This window comes from Streptococcus sp. 27098_8_74, from assembly GCF_041431705.1.
Lineage (GTDB): Bacteria > Bacillota > Bacilli > Lactobacillales > Streptococcaceae > Streptococcus > Streptococcus salivarius_E.
In genome coordinates, this window is record NZ_JAPVYF010000005.1 from 23,289 (window position 1) to 41,235 (window position 17,947).

The window sequence follows — 17,947 nt, forward strand, 5'->3', positions numbered from 1 at the left end:
TTATTTTTTTGAAATACTAGTCACTAATAGGTTATAAAAATCATCAGGAGAAGTGATTTCATCAGATTTAGCCATCGCTTCTTTGTAAGTCTCTGCATGTTCAACAAGTTGTTCAAGCTCATGATTCAAGGTTTCCCAACTTAATTCTGTTTCCTGTAATTGACGTGCGTAGCCTTTTCGTTCAAAATAGGCAGCATTTTCAAGTTGGTCTCCTCGGCTAGCTTCTTTCCCTAAAGGAATAATTAAATGAAGTTTTTTCATAGCCAACAATTCGAAAATCGTATTTGAGCCACCACGAGTTACAACTAAATCTGCCGTATCCATAAGAGGTTGGTACAAATCTGTCACATAATCAACTCTATAAAGATGACGTTCTAAGGTATTCAATGAAGAGTCCCCAGAAATATTAATGACATTATATTTTTCAGTCAGCTGTGGAGTATTACTAATAAAATCATTAAATACCTTTGCACCAGCTGAACCACCAATGAAAAGGACAGTTTTTAAGTTGTCATCAAACTGTTCTTTAATCTTATCAAGGGCACCAGACTGATTAGATGTCGCCATTCCTACCTTTGTAATAGCACCTACATGTTTTGTCTTTGCCAATCCTTTTGATTGTTCAAAAGTCGTAAACATAGTAGTCGCAAATTTATAGGCAATTTTATTGGCCAAGCCCATAGAAAGGTCAGACTCATGCACATATACAGGAACTCCTAATAATTTAGAAGCAATTACCGGTGGCACTGAGACAAATCCACCCTTTGAAAAGAGTGCTTGGGGGCGAATCTTGGCAATAATTGCAATAGACTGAAGAATCCCCCAACCAACTTTAAAGACATCCAACATATTTTGCCATGAGAAATAACGACGTAGTTTACCTGTAGCAATACTATGGAAAGTCACATCTAAGCCAGATTTATCAATCTGCTCATGTTCAATCCCGTGCTTGTCACCGATATAGTGCACTTCCCATCCATCTTTGAGAAATTTTGGAATTAAGATAAGATTTAAAGTCACATGTCCAACGGTTCCACCACCGGTAAAAACAATCTTTTTCGCTTTTGCCATAGACTATCCCTTCAATTGCTCAACAGTTGTGATAAATTCGTCACCACGCACTTCGAAATTCTTGTACATATCCCAACTTGCGTTTGCAGGGCTCAACAAGACAACATCTCCTGCACTTGCTTGATCAAAAGCAATACGTGTCGCATCTGCCACATCTTTGGCATCAAGATAAGTCACGCCCGCTTTATCAGCAGCACGTTTGACACGGGGAGCTGATTCTCCTAAAATCACCATTTTCTTAAGACCAGTAATGTCAGGAATGAGTTCATCAAATTCATTACCACGGTCCAAACCACCGGCAATCAAAATGACTTTGCTATTATCAAAACCAGAAAGTGCTTTTTGTGTCGCTAAAATGTTTGTTGACTTACTATCATTATAGAATTTCACTTCATCGATAGTGTCAACGAATTGGAGACGGTGCTTAACCCCACCAAAGCTTGCGAGAGTTTCCTTGATAGCTTGGTTTGAAATACCTGACAATTTTGCTACAGCTATAGTTGCCAAGGCATTTTCAACATTGTGACTACCAGGAACGCCAATCTCATCGGCTTGCATCACCAATTCACCTTTGAAGTAGAGACCACCATTTTCAAGATAGGCACCATCTACTTTTTCCACTGTTGAGAATGGAACTACTTGTGCTTTAGTTTGTGTAGCCAATTCCTTAGCTAAATCTTGATTGAAGTTCAAAACAACAAAATCATCCGCAGTCATCTGATTTTGAATATTCCATTTAGCAGCCACATATTCTTCAAAACTACCATGATAGTCAATATGTGTCGGCATCAAGTTAGTAATCACAGCAATATGTGGATGGGAGCTGTCAATCCCCATCAATTGGAAAGAAGACAATTCCATAACTAAGGTATCTTGAGCAGTAACTGACTGTGCAACTTCTGACGCAGGGAAACCGATATTTCCAGACAAGACACCCGATTTGCCACCATGGTTTAGGACATCAGCAATCATAGTTGTCGTTGTTGTCTTACCATTTGAGCCTGTAATACCGATAATAGGTGCTTCAGATACTAGGTAAGCTAATTCCACTTCAGTCCAAACAGGAATGCCTTTTTCAAGTGCACGAGCTACCATTGGATTGTCATAACGAATTCCAGGATTTTTCACCATTAATTCAAAATTTTCATCCAATAGTTCAAGAGGATGTCCGCCACAGACAACCTTAATCCCTTCTTCAAGAAGCGTCTGTGCTGATGGATTTTCCTCAAATGGTTTCCCATCATTTACTGTGACAATAGCACCCAACTTAGCCAATAGGCGGGCAGCTGCTTCACCAGATTTAGCCAAACCAAGGACCAAAACTTTTTTATTTTCAAATTGTGTTACTGATTTCATAATTCGTCCATTCTCTCAAATTGTATCATAATCATTTTACCCTTTATCCCAAGCTATTTCAAGGAGTTACCTCTTCTTGGCAAAAGAAAAAGCCAATCTATTCGATTGACTTTTAATCTCATGCTACTTATTTATCTTCATGTTCAGCTTTTTCATGATTAAGCTCTGACATAGCGAAAAAATCTTTCAAGGTGAAATAGCTCAATACAAGCATTCCCACCGTAACAAAGAACTCACCAGGTAAACTGAAGAATTTAATGATTGATAGCACTGCTAAAAGTAGGAGCAATGCTAAGGTAGCCATGACAAAGAGAAGATTCATGGTGTTTTTTACCGACTTTGGTGCAATAAAGAAATAGAATGATGCAATCAATATAGCAACAATCAGATAAAACATCTCTTCTCCTCTCTATATATTATTCAGCTTCTGCTGCTTTTTTCTTACGTTTATTGGCTTTATCACGCTCTGCTTTATTCAAAATTTGTTTACGCAAGCGGATAGATTCAGGCGTTACTTCCATGTACTCATCGTCATCCAAGAATTCAAGTGATTCTTCAAGAGTCAAGATACGTGGAGTCTTGATAACAGCCGTTTGGTCCTTAGTTGCTGAACGCACGTTTGTCATTTGTTTTGCTGTAGTGATATTGACACCAAGGTCATTTTCACGAGCATTTTCACCAACAATCATACCTTCATAAACTTCAGTACCTGGGTTAACAAAGATTGTACCACGTTCTTCGATACGCATGATTGAGTAAGTTGTCGCTTTACCTGTATCGATAGAAACAAGGGCACCACGGTGACGGCCACCAATTTCACCAGCAACAACTGGCAAGTATTGGTCGAAGGTGTGGTTCATGATACCGTAACCACGTGTCATAGACAAGAATTCAGTAGAGAATCCAATAAGTCCACGAGCTGGTACGAGGAAGATAAGACGTGTTTGACCGTTACCAACCATCTGCATATCAAGCATATCACCTTTACGTTCTGAAAGGGCTTGGATGATAGAACCTTGGTACTCTTCTGGAGTATCAATTTGAACACGTTCAAATGGCTCACATTTCACACCATCAATTTCTTTGATGATAACTTCTGGACGAGATACTTGAAGTTCGTATCCTTCACGACGCATTGTTTCGATAAGGATTGACAAGTGCAATTCACCACGACCTGAGACAGTCCATTTATCTGGTGAATCAGTTGGATCAACACGAAGAGAAACGTCTGTTTGCAACTCTGCCAAGAGACGCTCTTCAACCTTACGTGATGTCACGTGTTTACCTTCACGACCTGCAAATGGTGAGTTATTAGCCAAGAAAGTCATTTGAAGTGTTGGTTCGTCAATACGAAGAACTGGCAATGGTTCAACAGCATCAGTTGGTGTAATTGTTTCACCAACGAAGATGTCCTCCATACCTGAGATGGCAATCAAATCACCAGCTTTTGCTTCTTCAATTTCACGACGTTCCAAACCAAAGAAACCGAAAAGTTTTGTAACACGGAAGTTCTTTGTTGTTCCATCAAGTTTTGAAAGGGTAACTTGGTCACCAACTTTTACAGTTCCACGGAAGATACGTCCAATACCGATACGTCCAACGAAATCATTGTAGTCAAGAAGTGACACTTGGAATTGAAGAGGCTCATCTGAGTTATCTACAGGAGCTGGGATGTGGTCAATAATAGTGTCAAAGATTGGAGCCATAGTGTGCTCTTGATCAGCAGGGTTATCTGACAATGATGATGTTCCGTTAATCGCTGAAGCATACACAACTGGGAATTCCAACTGATCATCATCCGCACCAAGCTCGATGAAAAGTTCAAGAACTTCATCAACAACTTCTTCAGGACGAGCTGATGGTTTATCAATCTTGTTAACAACAACGATAGGTGTCAAGTTTTGTTCAAGCGCTTTTTTCAGCACAAAACGTGTTTGAGGCATTGTACCTTCGTAGGCATCGACAACAAGGACAACCCCATCAACCATTTTCATGATACGTTCAACTTCTCCACCGAAGTCCGCGTGACCTGGTGTATCCATGATGTTGATACGTGTACCGTTATAAGCAACGGCTGTATTTTTGGCAAGAATTGTAATTCCACGTTCTTTTTCAAGATCGTTTGAGTCCATTGCACGCTCATCAAGCTCTTTACGCTCATCAAGAGTGTGTGATTGTTTCAACAATTCATCAACAAGTGTTGTTTTACCGTGGTCAACGTGGGCAATGATGGCTACGTTACGGATATCTTCTCTAAGTTTAGTCATTTTTTCCTCTTTAATTTTTATTTCAACTTTTAAAGTATACCACATTTTCAACAAAATGGCAGAGCTCAGCTGATTGTAAACGTTTTTCAACAAGAAAAAGGTGCTGTCCACCTATAATTGGTCAGACACACCTTCTGTCATTCATTAGTTATCAATTGTAAGTGCAAGGCTAGCAGCTCCAATGATACCAGCATCATTTCCAAGCTCTGCTAATTTCACTTTTGTTGTACGGCGAACTTGTGGGAATGCATAACGTGTAAAGTATCCTTCAACACGGCTACGCAAGAATTCACCAGCTGCTGAAACACCACCACCGATTACAACTGAATCTGGGTTAAGAATATTTGAGATATTTGCTGTTGCAAGTCCTAGGTATTCAGAGACTTTGTCAACGATGCTATTAGCAAACTTGTCGCCTTCGGCAGCGGCAACGAAAATATCTTTACTTGTTACTTGCTCACCATTATCTACAGCAGCTTTAATAGAAGAGTTACCTTCATAGCCTTCTGCTAAATGACGTGCCAAACGTACGACACCTGTTGCAGAAGCTACAGTTTCCAAGCATCCTTTGTTTCCGCAAGTACATTCAAATCCTGTTTCAGGCTCAACGATAATGTGGCCAATTTCACCACCAGCACCGCCAACACCATGAATCAAGTTACCATCAGCGATAACGCCACCACCAACTCCTGTTCCTAATGTCACAAAGACAACATCAGGATTGTTAGCACCAGCACCAACCCAACGTTCACCGAGGGCAGCAACGTTAGCATCATTATCAATGGCAAATGGAATACCGAGTTCTTTTTCGATGACAGATCCAACTTCTTGAGTTTCTGCCCAGTTCAAGTTGAAGGCACCAGTAACCGTTTTATTTTCACGATCAACAGCTCCTGGAGAACCCATACCAATTCCAATGAAATCTTCTGCAGTAAGTCCGTACATTTCCAAACGGTGTTTCAAAGACTCCACGATGTTAGGGACGATGTGACGACCATTTTCAAGCGTATTTGTTTCAATCGCCCATTTTTCTTGCACTTCACCTTCTGAAGTCAAAATACCAAATTTAACAGTTGTTCCACCAAGGTCAATTCCCAAGAGTTTTTTACTCATTTTCTTTCTCCATTTCAATGCGATGTTCACGTCGTAAAATCATTTCAGCAGTAAGGTAGCTGTCCTTGTCCACCAAACCATTCTGGTAGAGGGCTTCTAATTCAATCTTCATCATTTCGATATCATAGAGCCTTTTTCCCAGGTAAACTACTATGCCAAACTGTTTCAACAACTGTTGAACGTCATATAAAGTTTTCATAGCAATATTTTAGCAAAAAGCTTCTGCCATGACAAGATAGTTTTGAAAACCTTTACAGATTATTGTATACTTCAAAAAAGACCTAAGTCATTTAGACTCAGGTTATTGACAATTCGGGCAAATCCCATGTAAAATCATCTGTTCACGAGTAATGCGAAATCCAGTTTGTGATTCTACCTCTTCCTTGAAAGACGGAATCGGTAAGTCTAAGTCAGTAATGTGACCACATTTTTCACAAACAATGTTTAAGTGGTCATGTCCCATAAAATCATAATAGGTTGTATTATCATTATTAACCTTGATTTCAGAGACAATCCCTTCTTCAACCAACACCTTCAGGTTGTTATAGACCGTCGCCAAACTCATCCCAGGATTGTCAGGGAGTAGGTCATAATATATCACATCTGCACTAGGGTGTTGATCAGACATCATCAAATAGCGAATAACAGCTTTACGAGATTCCGTCAACCGAATTCCTTTAGCTTTTAACTGATTCAGGACATCTTCATAAACGCCTAGACTACGTCGATGCTCAGACATATCGCCGCCTCCCTTCGTCTAAAAGTATTTTATGTCTATTATACACTTTTAGAGGAACTCTTGACAATCATCTTAACTCAAAAATGCTTATCTCAAGCCTGGAGCTTGTCCAAGTTCTGCAGTCAACATCCAGATTGTCTTATCAATTTCAGATTTAGCTGCAGTGAAGATATCATTTGAAGGAGCATCTCCTTCTTCATCTGTGATATCCAAACCAACTTGGAACAAGACTGACAAATATTTGTATGTATCAACCAATAATTGGATTTGATCAGACATTGGTTTATCAAATGTACCAGTAGTTTCAGTCAAGCCTGAATTAGATGAAAATTCTACCAAAGTTGAGTATGGTTCCCCACCAATAGTAATCAAACGTTCACTAACAACATCAAGGTGAGCATTCAAACTATCCATCAATTCATCCATTTTTGGATGAAGATAGAGGAAACCAGGACCACGCATATACCAATGAACTTGGTGAACAATTGAAGCTGCTACAGACAAATCAGCGACTGCTTGATTCAAAACTGCTTTAGTTTTTGTATATGAAGGTGTTTCAGCTTGTTGGTTAACTGTTTCATTGATTGTTTCTTTAATTGAATCTACCATATTAATACTCCTTATTTAGAATTACTATTATTTATACTTTTATTTTAGAATATTTCTAAATAAGATGCAAGTAAAATGCTTTTTCTCACTCTTTTTCGAATAATTAGGTATGTTAAGTATTATTTATTTTTTTCTAGGAGCCTCTTTTGGTTCATTCATCGGACTAATTTGTGATCGTTTTCCTGAGAGGTCGATTATTTTCCCTAGAAGTCACTGTAGCCATTGCAAGCATCAGCTGCGTTTTTTCGAGATGATCCCTATCCTCTCACAACTTTTCTTAAGATCTCGATGCCGTTCATGTCAGACTCCTATCCCTTTTCGTTACCTCTTTATGGAACTATTTTGTGGAGTAATATCCCTGCTATATTTCTATGACTTTTTAAGTCTTGAAGTGACCTACTTTCTTTACTTCAGCCTTTGTCTGTCGATTTTTGATTTGAAACATAAATCCTATCCGCTTCTGATTTGGATAGTTGGAACAGTCCCACTCTTATTCATGGGCAACTACTACATCACATTTGCCTTAGGTATAATCCTCGCTATCCTTTCTTATATGAAACATCTAAATATTGGGGAAGGAGATTTTCTCTACTTAGCAAGTGCCTCACTTATTTTCCCATTTTCAAAAATACTACTAATTATCGAAATTGCCTGCCTATTAGGACTAGCTTACTTCCTTCTACGAAGAAATCTTAAAGAATGCATCGCATTTGTCCCATTTCTTTTTCTAGGAATAGTACTTCTTACTTTTTGTTCAATTGTATAGAAAAAAAGCCGATAAACTCGGCTTTTCTTTGTTAGTTCATATTGACACGGTGCCACTCATTAATGACATAAGAGAGCATCTCTAATTGTTGTAATCCCACATTATTAACCTCTGAAGTTTCTTCGTTAGAACCTCCTAGGTAACGTGTATAAATTGCAATAAGATACGGTGTATCTTCCATTACAATAGCATCAACGTTAAGTGCTTCACGAACATAACCTGGTTTCTGATAAATAGTCAATCCTTGATTATATGTTTTATAATAATATTCTGGGAAAGACTCTCCTAAATATTTGAGAATGTCTTTATAATCCTCTTGGTGTTTCCAAAGATAATCCAAAACTTGGATATAATAATCCGTTGTCGTCTTATTACCATGCATTTGGATAGTCTTCACTTCACCTTTTGATTTACCGTATTTATCGAGCATGCCATAGAATTTTTCCATACCACCAAGGCGTTCCGCCAAAGCATAGGCAGGAGTGTTCTCAGAGTAAACAAGAGAATACTCTTGCATCTCTGGAATAGTCATCGAACCACCGAAAGCAGCAACATAACTATCGTGCTCAGCCTGATATTCATACTCAGTATTAGTAATATCAAAACGTTCAGTTAAAGAAAGTTTACCCTTGTTAACCTCATCCATGACGAGCATGTTTAGTGGCAATTTATAAGTTGATCCTGCAGTCATTGGCTGAGTATCATTCATAGAGAATTGCTCATTTGTCTTGGTATTTTTATATGAAAAGGCAATTTGGCTTGACTCAATACCTTGGTCAGCCATAAATGCTTCAACTACTTGGTTCAATGTCATGTTAGCATAATCATAATACAAGCCATTACCATACATAGTATCTGCATCTGCTTCCATGACTGCTTGTTTAGCTTCGGCTGATTTATTTGTTGGAGTTACCTTTTCCTCTTTTTCTTTGTCTTCTTTTTTAGTGACTTTAGAACTAGATCCGAAGATATTTCCAAGGCCACCAGTGTGACCAACTTGTTTACCACGTCCTGCTAAAGCAAGCATGGCAACAAACAAAAGAATTACCAAAACACCTAGGAAAGCTAAGATAATATAAGCTTTCTTATCATCACGAGATGATTTTGATTTAGCTTTAGATTTCTTAGAGCGCTTACTTCTAAGTGCCAAGGTTTCAGTTTTTGCTTCATTTTCCTTGTGCTCAACTGGTACTACTGATTCCTCAGCAGATTTCTTCTCTACTGATTTTTTAGAAGTCTTTTTAGCATCTTTTTTCGATGATTTTTTCTTGTCTTTCTTGGCGCCTTTTTTGACATCTTTTTTAGTATCTTTAGTGTCTTTTTGGACGTCTTTTTGAAGGTCTTGTTTTACCGAATCTTTCTTTTTATCTTTAGTTTTTCGGCGGCTTCCACTATACTTTTTGCTTGAATGTTTTTTCTTTTTTTTCATAACAATAATAGTTTAAGCTATAATTCACTAAAAAGCAAGGAGATTTTACAATCATATTACAAAAAAATTATCCCCAATAGTGAGGATAATTTTAAACTTATTTAGCTGCTGAATAAAGCTCAGCAACTTTATTCCAGTTGATGATTTCAAAGAAAGCTTTGATGTAGTTTGGACGTACGTTACGGTAGTTTAGGTAATATGCATGTTCCCAAACATCAAGTGCCAAGATTGGTTTCTTACCATCTGAGATAGGGGTGTCTTGGTTAGCTGTTGAAACGACTTCAAGCTTACCTTCAGCGTTAACAACAAGCCATGCCCAACCTGAACCAAAACGAGTTGTTGCTGCTGCTGTGAAAGCTTCTTGGAAGGCTTCAAATGAGCCGAAAGCTTCGTTAATAGCAGCTGCTACTTCTGCAGTTGGTTCTTGTTTTTCAGGAGACAAGAGTTCCCAGAAAAGTGCGTGATTAAGGTGTCCACCACCATTGTTAATAAGTGCTTGACGAATATCTGCTGGAATTTGTTCCACGTCAGCCAAAAGTGCTTCAAGATCTTCACCAATTTCTGGGTGTTTTTCAAGAGCAGCATTAGCATTTGCTACATAAGTTGCGTGGTGTTTATCGTGGTGAAGAGTCATTGTTTCAGCATCAATGTATGGTTCCAAAGCATCGTAAGCGTAAGGAAGGTCTGGAAGGATAATTGCCATAGTAAAGGTCCTCTTTTCATTTTTTCTTCATTTTACCGTAAAGTGGTAGAGCTTTCAAAAATTTTGCTTACAAAATCAAAGAAAACTCTATATCTCTAGCGGTTTGATGCGATTTTTAAAAGTGCTAAATCAAACAAGTAATCTTTATCTAAAGTTCCTGTCTTTATCTGGTAATCTGTCTCTACTAAAATCTTAATCGTCATTTTTAAGAACGCTACTGACAAAGGACGACTATCTCTCAGTGCAAAACGAACCTGAAATTGATTGACTTTACGCCCTAAACAATCAGACAGACTTGAAACAATTTGCTGCTCACTTTTGCCTTGAGCAGATAAGAGTTTAACCTGTAAATAGGTACGAAATTGTCCCAACATCACAGCAATCAACTTAATCTCATCTTCACCCTGAAGCCGTAAATCATGAACCAATTCACGAACACTCTGAATCTGGCCTCGCAAAAGAAGTTGCGTCATATCAAAAATATTATCTTGCAAACTTTTAGGAATAGCATCAGCAATATCTTGCGATGAGATATTTCCTTCCGTTTTATACCCCTTTAGAAAAGCTAAGTTTTTTTGAACATCTGAAAAGTCAAAATTTGACTTAATCAAAAGTTCCTCAAAGACTCCTGTGTCAAATGTAAGTCCCTCTTGATGCGCCTGCTTTTGAAAATAGGTTCTAAGTTCTGCATCTTTTAAGGGACTGGCTTCAAGCACCATGGCATCACGTTTGAGAAGTTTGACTAAACGACGCTTTCCATCTAGCTTTCCTGCAGACATCAAGACAAGACGTGTTGTTTCAACAGGAGACTCAAGATAATTTTCAAGGCGCTTCAACTCTTTCTCATCCAGATACGATTTTTTAGCAGTAGTCATATCCGCGAAATGATCAAAAATGACCACCTTTTCATCTGCAAAAAAAGGCATGCTTTCTAAATCGAGCTCAGCATCTTGATAATCAGTCTCAGACATATCAAAATAAGAAAAGGTTAAGTCACTGGGATCGAAACCAATTTGTTTTAAAAATTTTTCTTTAGCTTGACTATACTGCCCTAAATCCTCGCCCGCCAAGACCGTTATCATGGGGAGCTTTTCTTTGGACAGCTTTTCAATCGTTTCCATAGCAATCATGGTTTTATTATAACAGAATTTTCACCATAACAAAAAGTCCACCACTAACGTGATGAACTTTACTTTATTAACCAGAGTTACGAAGACCTGTTGCAATACCATTGATGGTAATGTGAATAAGGCTAATTTCGTCATCGGTCAAATCATTGTTACGAAGACGTTTAATCAATTCAATTTGGATGTAGTTCAAGACATTGAAGTATGGCAAACGGAAGTCCAAACTTGCTTTAAGCGATGGACTTTCATCAAGGAAGCCATCATGTTTTTCAATAGCAAGAATAACATCCTTAGTCAACTGCCACTCATCCAAAATAATATTGAAGACACTACGTACTTCTTCACTCTCTGCCAATTGTGCATAGTGGAAGGCGATATTCATGTCTGATTTTGAAAGCACCATGTCCACGTTTGACAAAAGTGAACGGAAGAATGGCCATGTTTCAAACATATGTTGAAGTTTCTCAAGGTTGCCTTCTTCAGCTTGGATAAAGCGATTAAAGGCAGAACCCACACCATACCAACCTGGGAACATGATACGGTTTTGTGACCATGAGAATACCCAAGGAATCGCACGAAGACCAGAAATCTCAGTAATAGTCTTACGAGCTGCTGGACGAGAACCGATATTCAAGCTTGACACTTCTTTAATAGGGCTTGCTTCAAAGAAGTAATCATAGAAATGTTCGTTTCCAAAGACAAGATCACGATAGATAACATTAGAATCATTAACAATACCGTCCATAATTTCACGGAAATCAACCAATTCATCTGGGTCCGCAATTTGACGTGTTACCATACGGTCAAGGGCAGCTGAAACAAGCATTTCAAGATTGTAGTAGGCAGCATCCTTATTACCATATTTATTACCGATAACTTCACCTTGTTCAGTCAAACGAATACGGTCTTTAATGGTACCAAATGGTTGAGACGTAATAGCATCGTATGATGGGCCACCACCACGACCGACAGTACCACCACGGCCATGGAAGAAGGTAATCTTAATGCCACGCTCTTCACCAATCTTAGTCAATTCGTTTTGAGCTTTGTAAAGCGTCCAACCTGAAGACAAGTAACCACCATCTTTGTTAGAATCTGAGTAACCCAACATGATTTCTTGGTAGTTGTTGCTATTCTTGATCCAACGTTTAACGATATCATAACCAAGATATTGTTTCATGATATCATTAGAGTTTTCCAAGTCTTCGATAGTTTCAAAAAGTGGAACGATTTGGACACGCGCACGTTCTGTATCAACCAAGCCAACTTCTTTAAGAAGGATAGCCAACTCAAACATATCAGAAACGCTCTCAGTGTGAGAGATGATATGTTGTTTGATGACATCTTCACCGATATAGTCTTTCAAAAGACGAGCAGTGCGGAAGATTGCCAATTCTTTTTCAAGTGTTTCAGACTTAGGCACATTAGTTGATGACAAGGTACGAGGATCTTCTTGCAATTCTTTAAGAAGAACCGCAACTTTTTCAACCTCTGTTAATTCACTATAGTTATCAACAATATTTGCAGATTTAAGCAACTCTGCTACACATGCTTCATGAACACTTGAATCTTGACGCATATCGATTGTAGCAAGATAGAAACCAAAGACTTCTACAGCTTGAAGAAGCTCTTCGAAATCACCTGAAATCAAGACAGCATCGTCGTTTTCAAGAAGTGAATTTTTGATTGCCAAAAGATCATCATGGAAGGCATCTGCTGTTTCGTAGAATTCTGCTGTTTGTTGTGAGACGGCTTGAAGACTTTGACTGAGACGTTGTTGCACGTAATCAGCTACTACTTCACCTGTTGAAGCTGAACCCAGACGAACATTTTCAGAAAGACGTTGAGCAACTCTTTCCTTGCTGAAGTTTCCTTTTTTAAAGAAAAGAAGTGTTTGAATCAACTTAGACTGGATGTAACTGAAAGCACGACGGTAAGGTTCATTTTCACGATAAACAGATGTATCTGGAGAATGTTTCGCCATCTCTGCTACTGTATCTGAAACCTCAGTCAAGCGTGATGAAAGGGAGAATGAACGATAAAGATTATCAACTTTTTCGATATAGTAGTTGAGGATAACTTCACTTTGCAATGTTGCAGAAAGTTTAAGAGTTTCTGCTGTTACAAATGGGTTCCCGTCACGGTCACCACCAATCCACATACCCATAGTAATAGGTGTTGGATTGTCAAGTTCAATACCTTTTTCAACCGCTAAACGTTTGAATTCATGCGATAAGTTTGTAATCGCCTTAATCAATGAGGAGTTGTAATACTCCATAACGTTAGTGATTTCATTTTTAACCTTAAGTTTTTTCTCACGAATGATATCTGTTTGCATCATAATTTCTACATAACGACGCAAATCAGCATACCATTTATCCTTGTTAATAAGACCAGCCTTAACATCACGATGCTTACGGAGAAGTTCGTGAATGTGGTTAGTCAATTCAAGCATAGTTTTACGTTGAACCTGAGTTGGGTGAGCTGTCAAAACTGGCACGACATTGACATGTTCAAGAATGTCACGTGCATTATCACTTTCAGCGACAACATCAAAGGTTTCAGACAACTTACCTAGATAAGATTCATCAATATTGTTCTTGTGGTTGACTTCATAAGCCAAATCCACGTCCTCAGAGATATTAATCAAGAGAGGTAACAAAGAGAAATAACGTGATGCAACGACCATATCGTCATTCGTCATTTCTGAAATGGCTTGTGTAAGGGCCACATAGTCACCTTCATCATAAAGTTCAACCAAATGTTGGATAGTTGTGAGACCTTGCTCTCCAGCCATGCCTCGTGTTGCATCATCCAACAATTCTTTCAAGATACCAACTTCTTCAGAGATGATTTCCTGGTTGTTACTGCTTTCCAATTTGTTAAAAGCCAAACCGTATTCTCCTTACTTTATGTAGTACCCTTTTATCATATCACTTTTAAAACAAAAGTAAACTATTTTCCTTTAAATCGTCAGTGATTTTGCAATTTTCCGACTTTTTCAAACAATTATTTAAGTCTATTTCCGAACTTTATAAAAAAAAAGACTCTGAAACAGAGTTCAGAATCTTAATTATACTTTTTTTGATAGAATTTGATTTCATCGCCATCTTCAACCTTAAGTTGGTTGGCTGCTTTTTCACCAAGTTTCCCATTAACATCAAACATCCAATAGATGCCCTTATCTTTATCTTGAGAAATACCATCAATCTCAGTGATGAAGCCATCATTTTCTTGAACAGGATATACCTCTTCCAAGACATCAAGCACTGTATCCCCTTTTTGGATTTCTACTGATTTTTTCTTACTTTCCTTTTCCGTTTTCAAAATCAAAGTCACCTGACCTTGAACCTTAGACTGATGATTGTTTGTGCTACTAGTAAGTTTAGCTGCCTCATTTTTTCCGCAGGCTGCTAGGGTAACAATTGATAAAGCGAGAAAGAGATAGGTTAATAATTTTTTCATTTCAAAAACCTCCTAAAAATAGACTGGATGAATGGATAAAATAGAAGTGTCGATACTGCATGATAGGTGTCGTAAAGTAGACCAGAAATAACAAAGGTAATCCCACTTTTAAATAGAAGGCCATACCCGTAATCAAGGAGAACTCCATAGAAAAAGGACAAAAGAGTTACCAAAGCAATCTGCCAGACAAGTGATAACCTAGGTGCAATCAAACTCCAAAAAGCCATCAAGACGCCGAAGGCCAGAATCTGATTAAAGACCCAAGGACCAAAACCAAAGATGAATCCTGAGATGGACATGGTTAAAGCCATAATCAATAGACCATCAAGCAAACCCAAATAAAGAACAGCCACAAAAAACATAGCTGTAATAGGCTGAATATTTGGCAATCCTATAAATGCTGACCGCAATCCTACCGCCAGAGCTGACAGAATGGCAATTCGAGCCATTCGTTGAATCGTTAGTTTCATATATCTATTATGCCAGAAATAAGGAAATATGACTAGTTTTAAAAAATAAAAACTAAAGATTTCTTGAAATACAGAGTGAAATCGTACAAATTGTAAAAATAATGTTCCTTGTAGCCTCTCCCAAATATCAAACAGTTTGATCAGGCTGAATATTTGATATAAAAAATGTACTCTCATTCACTATCCTCTGTCATCTTGACAATGATAAAAATTAAGTTCAATTAATTACATAAGTTAACTTGACTTAATTATTATTTTAAAGTATATTAAACTCAAGGAGGTAGCTAATGATTCAAATTGAAAATATTAATGTGTCTTATCAACAGACATTAGCTCTGGATAATATCACCTTAAACTTGGAGGGACCTAGTATTACTGGAATTATTGGACCAAATGGTGCTGGTAAATCAACTCTAATTAAAGCATTAATTGGTATTATTCCTCACTCTGGAAAAATCCTTTTCAATAAACAACCTATTCATCAGCAATTGAATCGTATTTCCTATGTTGCACAGAAGGCTGATATTGATTTTAACTTTCCGATTACTGTCAGAGAGTGCATCTCTCTAGGACTCTATCCCAAAACCAAGTTCTTTAAACGTCTATCTAAGAGTGATTGGTCTAAGGTCACAGATGCTTTAACACTACTCGGTCTAAATGATTTGGCTCATCGACAAATAAGCCAATTATCAGGAGGTCAATTTCAACGTGTTCTAATCGCTCGTTGTCTTGTACAAGAGGCTGATATTATTTTATTAGATGAACCCTTTGTAGGGATTGACTCCGTTAGCGAAGATATTATCATGAACACCTTGAGAGAACTTAGGGACAAAGGTAAGCTTATTCTTATTGTCCACCATGATTTGAGCAAAGTTCCTCATTATTTTGACCAAGTTATCCTCCTAAATCGTAAACTGATTGCTAGTGGGCCTACTAATCTTATTTTTAATGAGGATAATCTCCGTAAAACCTACGGTAACAGTTTATTTTATAAAGGAGATGTAAATGATTTCTGAATTTATTGATGGTTTGCTAAATTTCCACTTCTTACAAAATGCTCTTATAACGGCTTTAGTTATTGGAATTGTCGGGGGTGCTGTTGGTTGTTTTATTATTCTAAGAGGGATGTCACTTATGGGTGATGCAATTTCACATGCGGTTCTACCTGGGGTAGCCATTTCCTTTATCTTGGGTATTAACTTTTTCATAGGAGCCATCATCTTTGGACTTTTAGCTTCTACAATGATTACCTATATCAAAAGCAATTCCATTATTAAGAGTGACACGGCAATTGGGATTACCTTTTCGAGCTTTCTAGCTCTCGGTATTATTCTCATCGGTGTTGCTAATAGTTCCACAGATCTCTTTCATATTCTCTTCGGGAATATTCTAGCTGTACAAGACATGGATATGTGGATAACGATTATCGTTTCACTTCTCGTACTAGCAACTATTACAATCTTCTTTCGCCCTCTACTCCTAACATCCTTTGATCCAATTTTGGCCAAGTCTATGGGAGTTAAGGTCACCTTCTACCACTACTTACTTATGGTTATTCTAACCTTGGTTTCTGTAACTGCCATGCAGAGTGTTGGCACTATTCTTATTGTGGCACTTTTAATTACACCGGCTGCCACTGCCTACCTTTATGTTCATAGCCTAAAAACAATGATTCTTCTCTCATCAGGATTGGGGGCTCTGGCATCTGTTCTAGGTCTTTTTATCGGCTATAGTTTTAATATTGCAGCTGGTTCGAGCATTGTATTAACGTCTGCTCTACTCTTTCTCATCAGCTTTTTCATCGCCCCAAAACAAAGTGGCATGAATAAAACTTCTAAACAATAAAAAATAGGATGAAAATAATATGAAAAAAATACTATCAACAATAGTACTACTACTTTTAGCGGTAGTTACTCTAACAGCTTGTACCAATAAACAAGGCAGTAACATGGATAAATTACGAGTCGTTACGACCAATTCCATTATTGCCGATATCACCAAAAATATTGCTGGAGATAAAATCACTCTCCACTCTATTGTCCCCGTTGGTAAGGATCCTCACGAATACGAACCTCTTCCTGATGATGTAAAGAAGACCTCACAAGCTGACTTAATTTTTTACAACGGCATCAATTTAGAAACTGGTGGAAATGCTTGGTTTACTAAGTTAGTCAAGAATGCTCATAAGACAGAAAATAAAGATTATTTTGCAGTTAGTGATGGTGTTGAGGTAATTTACCTTGAAGGTCAATCAGAAAAAGGTAAGGAAGATCCCCACGCTTGGCTTAATCTGGAAAATGGGATTATTTATGCTCAAAATATTGCCAAGCAACTGATTGCTAAGGACCCTAAAAACAAGACCTACTACGAAAAGAATCTAAAATCCTATACTGACAAACTTAGTAAACTGGACCAAGAAGCTAAAGAGACATTTAACAAGATTCCCGATGAGAAAAAACTGATTGTCACTAGTGAAGGATGCTTCAAATACTTCTCAAAAGCCTATGGCGTACCATCTGCCTACATCTGGGAAATCAATACAGAAGAAGAAGGCACACCAGACCAAATCAAAACACTCGTGGAAAAACTACGTCAAACAAAGGTACCAGCTCTCTTTGTCGAATCTAGTGTCGATGAACGCCCTATGAAAACAGTATCTAAGGATACCAATATTCCTATCTATGCAAAGATCTTTACAGATTCTATTGCTGAAAAAGGACAAAACGGTGACAGCTACTACAACATGATGAAATATAATCTGGATAAAATCACCCAAGGCTTGAATCAGTAAAAATCTTATCTAAGAAACATTCTGTATTCTTATGATAAATC

18 protein-coding genes are annotated in these 17,947 nt (G+C 37.9%); 4 read left to right on the forward strand and 14 right to left on the reverse strand.

Features of this window, described 5'->3' with window-relative positions; translation table 11 throughout:
* The 8 genes from O3670_RS02790 to O3670_RS02825 all read right to left on the reverse strand — a co-directional run bounded on the left by O3670_RS02790 (position 1) and on the right by O3670_RS02825 (position 7,155).
* Complete coding sequence (locus O3670_RS02790) at positions 1-1,071, reverse strand: UDP-N-acetylglucosamine--N-acetylmuramyl-(pentapeptide) pyrophosphoryl-undecaprenol N-acetylglucosamine transferase (protein ID WP_037611520.1); 1,071 nt, start codon at positions 1,069-1,071, stop codon at positions 1-3.
* 3 nt (positions 1,072-1,074) lie between these two features.
* Entirely contained in the window at positions 1,075-2,427 is a 1,353-nt protein-coding gene (gene murD / locus O3670_RS02795; RefSeq protein WP_371490089.1) for a UDP-N-acetylmuramoyl-L-alanine--D-glutamate ligase, read from the reverse strand.
* Positions 2,428-2,554: 127 nt separating this feature from the next.
* Positions 2,555-2,824 (reverse strand): DUF3165 family protein, encoded by a 270-nt coding sequence (locus tag O3670_RS02800; protein WP_002884134.1) that lies wholly within the window; start codon positions 2,822-2,824, stop codon positions 2,555-2,557.
* Between the two features lie 19 nt (positions 2,825-2,843).
* On the reverse strand, positions 2,844-4,694 hold the full coding sequence (typA, locus tag O3670_RS02805; protein WP_002884130.1) for a translational GTPase TypA: 1,851 nt from the start codon (positions 4,692-4,694) through the stop codon (positions 2,844-2,846).
* A 144-nt stretch (positions 4,695-4,838) separates the two neighbouring features.
* Positions 4,839-5,807: an ROK family glucokinase gene (locus O3670_RS02810; RefSeq protein ID WP_002884020.1), complete on the reverse strand. Its 969-nt coding sequence runs from the start codon at positions 5,805-5,807 to the stop codon at positions 4,839-4,841.
* Positions 5,800-6,006: a YqgQ family protein gene (locus O3670_RS02815; protein ID WP_014634249.1), complete on the reverse strand. Its 207-nt coding sequence runs from the start codon at positions 6,004-6,006 to the stop codon at positions 5,800-5,802. Before O3670_RS02815 ends, O3670_RS02810 begins: the two co-directional genes overlap by 8 nt.
* 102 nt (positions 6,007-6,108) lie before the next feature.
* A complete protein-coding gene (locus O3670_RS02820; protein WP_002884117.1) occupies positions 6,109-6,546 on the reverse strand; it encodes a Fur family transcriptional regulator in 438 nt (145 codons plus the stop codon).
* Positions 6,547-6,633: 87 nt separating this feature from the next.
* A complete protein-coding gene (locus tag O3670_RS02825) occupies positions 6,634-7,155 on the reverse strand; it encodes a Dps family protein (RefSeq protein WP_014634248.1) in 522 nt (173 codons plus the stop codon).
* A gap of 109 nt (positions 7,156-7,264) precedes the next feature.
* On the opposite strand from O3670_RS02825, the gene O3670_RS02830 reads away from it, so the two are divergent.
* Complete coding sequence (locus O3670_RS02830) at positions 7,265-7,921, forward strand: prepilin peptidase (RefSeq protein ID WP_080702554.1); 657 nt, start codon at positions 7,265-7,267, stop codon at positions 7,919-7,921.
* 31 nt (positions 7,922-7,952) lie between these two features.
* Here O3670_RS02830 and O3670_RS02835 read toward each other — a convergent pair whose 3' ends face one another.
* The 6 genes from O3670_RS02835 to O3670_RS02860 all read right to left on the reverse strand — a co-directional run bounded on the left by O3670_RS02835 (position 7,953) and on the right by O3670_RS02860 (position 15,115).
* Positions 7,953-9,350, reverse strand: a complete 1,398-nt coding sequence (locus tag O3670_RS02835; protein ID WP_080702553.1) for a serine hydrolase — start codon at positions 9,348-9,350, stop codon at positions 7,953-7,955.
* Between the two features lie 97 nt (positions 9,351-9,447).
* Positions 9,448-10,053 (reverse strand): superoxide dismutase SodA, encoded by a 606-nt coding sequence (sodA, locus tag O3670_RS02840; RefSeq protein ID WP_002884006.1) that lies wholly within the window; start codon positions 10,051-10,053, stop codon positions 9,448-9,450.
* A gap of 95 nt (positions 10,054-10,148) precedes the next feature.
* A complete protein-coding gene (gene holA, locus O3670_RS02845; RefSeq protein ID WP_038675727.1) occupies positions 10,149-11,183 on the reverse strand; it encodes a DNA polymerase III subunit delta in 1,035 nt (344 codons plus the stop codon).
* Between the two features lie 67 nt (positions 11,184-11,250).
* Positions 11,251-14,073, reverse strand: coding sequence for a phosphoenolpyruvate carboxylase (gene ppc / locus O3670_RS02850; protein ID WP_037600908.1), 2,823 nt, complete (start codon positions 14,071-14,073; stop codon positions 11,251-11,253).
* A gap of 176 nt (positions 14,074-14,249) precedes the next feature.
* Positions 14,250-14,645: a DUF4430 domain-containing protein gene (locus O3670_RS02855; protein ID WP_037600905.1), complete on the reverse strand. Its 396-nt coding sequence runs from the start codon at positions 14,643-14,645 to the stop codon at positions 14,250-14,252.
* Complete coding sequence (locus O3670_RS02860; protein ID WP_037601179.1) at positions 14,642-15,115, reverse strand: membrane protein; 474 nt, start codon at positions 15,113-15,115, stop codon at positions 14,642-14,644. Before O3670_RS02860 ends, O3670_RS02855 begins: the two co-directional genes overlap by 4 nt.
* A gap of 287 nt (positions 15,116-15,402) precedes the next feature.
* Here O3670_RS02860 and O3670_RS02865 point away from each other — a divergent pair, with 287 nt between their 5' ends.
* Genes O3670_RS02865 through O3670_RS02875 form a run of 3 tightly spaced genes read left to right on the forward strand, consistent with a single transcriptional unit; the run spans position 15,403 to position 17,906 of the window.
* Positions 15,403-16,131, forward strand: coding sequence for a metal ABC transporter ATP-binding protein (locus O3670_RS02865; RefSeq protein WP_002884031.1), 729 nt, complete (start codon positions 15,403-15,405; stop codon positions 16,129-16,131).
* Positions 16,121-16,960, forward strand: a complete 840-nt coding sequence (locus tag O3670_RS02870; protein ID WP_002884063.1) for a metal ABC transporter permease — start codon at positions 16,121-16,123, stop codon at positions 16,958-16,960. Before O3670_RS02865 ends, O3670_RS02870 begins: the two co-directional genes overlap by 11 nt.
* Before the next feature lie 19 nt (positions 16,961-16,979).
* Positions 16,980-17,906, forward strand: coding sequence for a metal ABC transporter substrate-binding protein (locus O3670_RS02875; RefSeq protein WP_002884085.1), 927 nt, complete (start codon positions 16,980-16,982; stop codon positions 17,904-17,906).
* Positions 17,907-17,947 lie beyond the last annotated feature (41 nt).

Excerpts from the sequence above, each read along its gene's own strand:
- O3670_RS02790 (WP_037611520.1), bottom strand. The coding sequence starts at position 1,071 with ATGGCAAAAGCGAAAAAGATTGTTTTTACCGGTGGTGGAACCGTTGGA.
- murD (WP_371490089.1), bottom strand. The coding sequence starts at position 2,427 with ATGAAATCAGTAACACAATTTGAAAATAAAAAAGTTTTGGTCCTTGGT.
- O3670_RS02800 (WP_002884134.1), bottom strand. The coding sequence starts at position 2,824 with ATGTTTTATCTGATTGTTGCTATATTGATTGCATCATTCTATTTCTTT.
- typA (WP_002884130.1), bottom strand. The coding sequence starts at position 4,694 with ATGACTAAACTTAGAGAAGATATCCGTAACGTAGCCATCATTGCCCAC.
- O3670_RS02810 (WP_002884020.1), bottom strand. The coding sequence starts at position 5,807 with ATGAGTAAAAAACTCTTGGGAATTGACCTTGGTGGAACAACTGTTAAA.
- O3670_RS02815 (WP_014634249.1), bottom strand. The coding sequence starts at position 6,006 with ATGAAAACTTTATATGACGTTCAACAGTTGTTGAAACAGTTTGGCATA.
- O3670_RS02820 (WP_002884117.1), bottom strand. The coding sequence starts at position 6,546 with ATGTCTGAGCATCGACGTAGTCTAGGCGTTTATGAAGATGTCCTGAAT.
- O3670_RS02825 (WP_014634248.1), bottom strand. The coding sequence starts at position 7,155 with ATGGTAGATTCAATTAAAGAAACAATCAATGAAACAGTTAACCAACAA.
- O3670_RS02830 (WP_080702554.1), top strand. The coding sequence starts at position 7,265 with ATGTTAAGTATTATTTATTTTTTTCTAGGAGCCTCTTTTGGTTCATTC.
- O3670_RS02835 (WP_080702553.1), bottom strand. The coding sequence starts at position 9,350 with ATGAAAAAAAAGAAAAAACATTCAAGCAAAAAGTATAGTGGAAGCCGC.
- sodA (WP_002884006.1), bottom strand. The coding sequence starts at position 10,053 with ATGGCAATTATCCTTCCAGACCTTCCTTACGCTTACGATGCTTTGGAA.
- holA (WP_038675727.1), bottom strand. The coding sequence starts at position 11,183 with ATGATTGCTATGGAAACGATTGAAAAGCTGTCCAAAGAAAAGCTCCCC.
- O3670_RS02855 (WP_037600905.1), bottom strand. The coding sequence starts at position 14,645 with ATGAAAAAATTATTAACCTATCTCTTTCTCGCTTTATCAATTGTTACC.
- O3670_RS02860 (WP_037601179.1), bottom strand. The coding sequence starts at position 15,115 with ATGAAACTAACGATTCAACGAATGGCTCGAATTGCCATTCTGTCAGCT.
- O3670_RS02865 (WP_002884031.1), top strand. The coding sequence starts at position 15,403 with ATGATTCAAATTGAAAATATTAATGTGTCTTATCAACAGACATTAGCT.
- O3670_RS02870 (WP_002884063.1), top strand. The coding sequence starts at position 16,121 with ATGATTTCTGAATTTATTGATGGTTTGCTAAATTTCCACTTCTTACAA.
- O3670_RS02875 (WP_002884085.1), top strand. The coding sequence starts at position 16,980 with ATGAAAAAAATACTATCAACAATAGTACTACTACTTTTAGCGGTAGTT.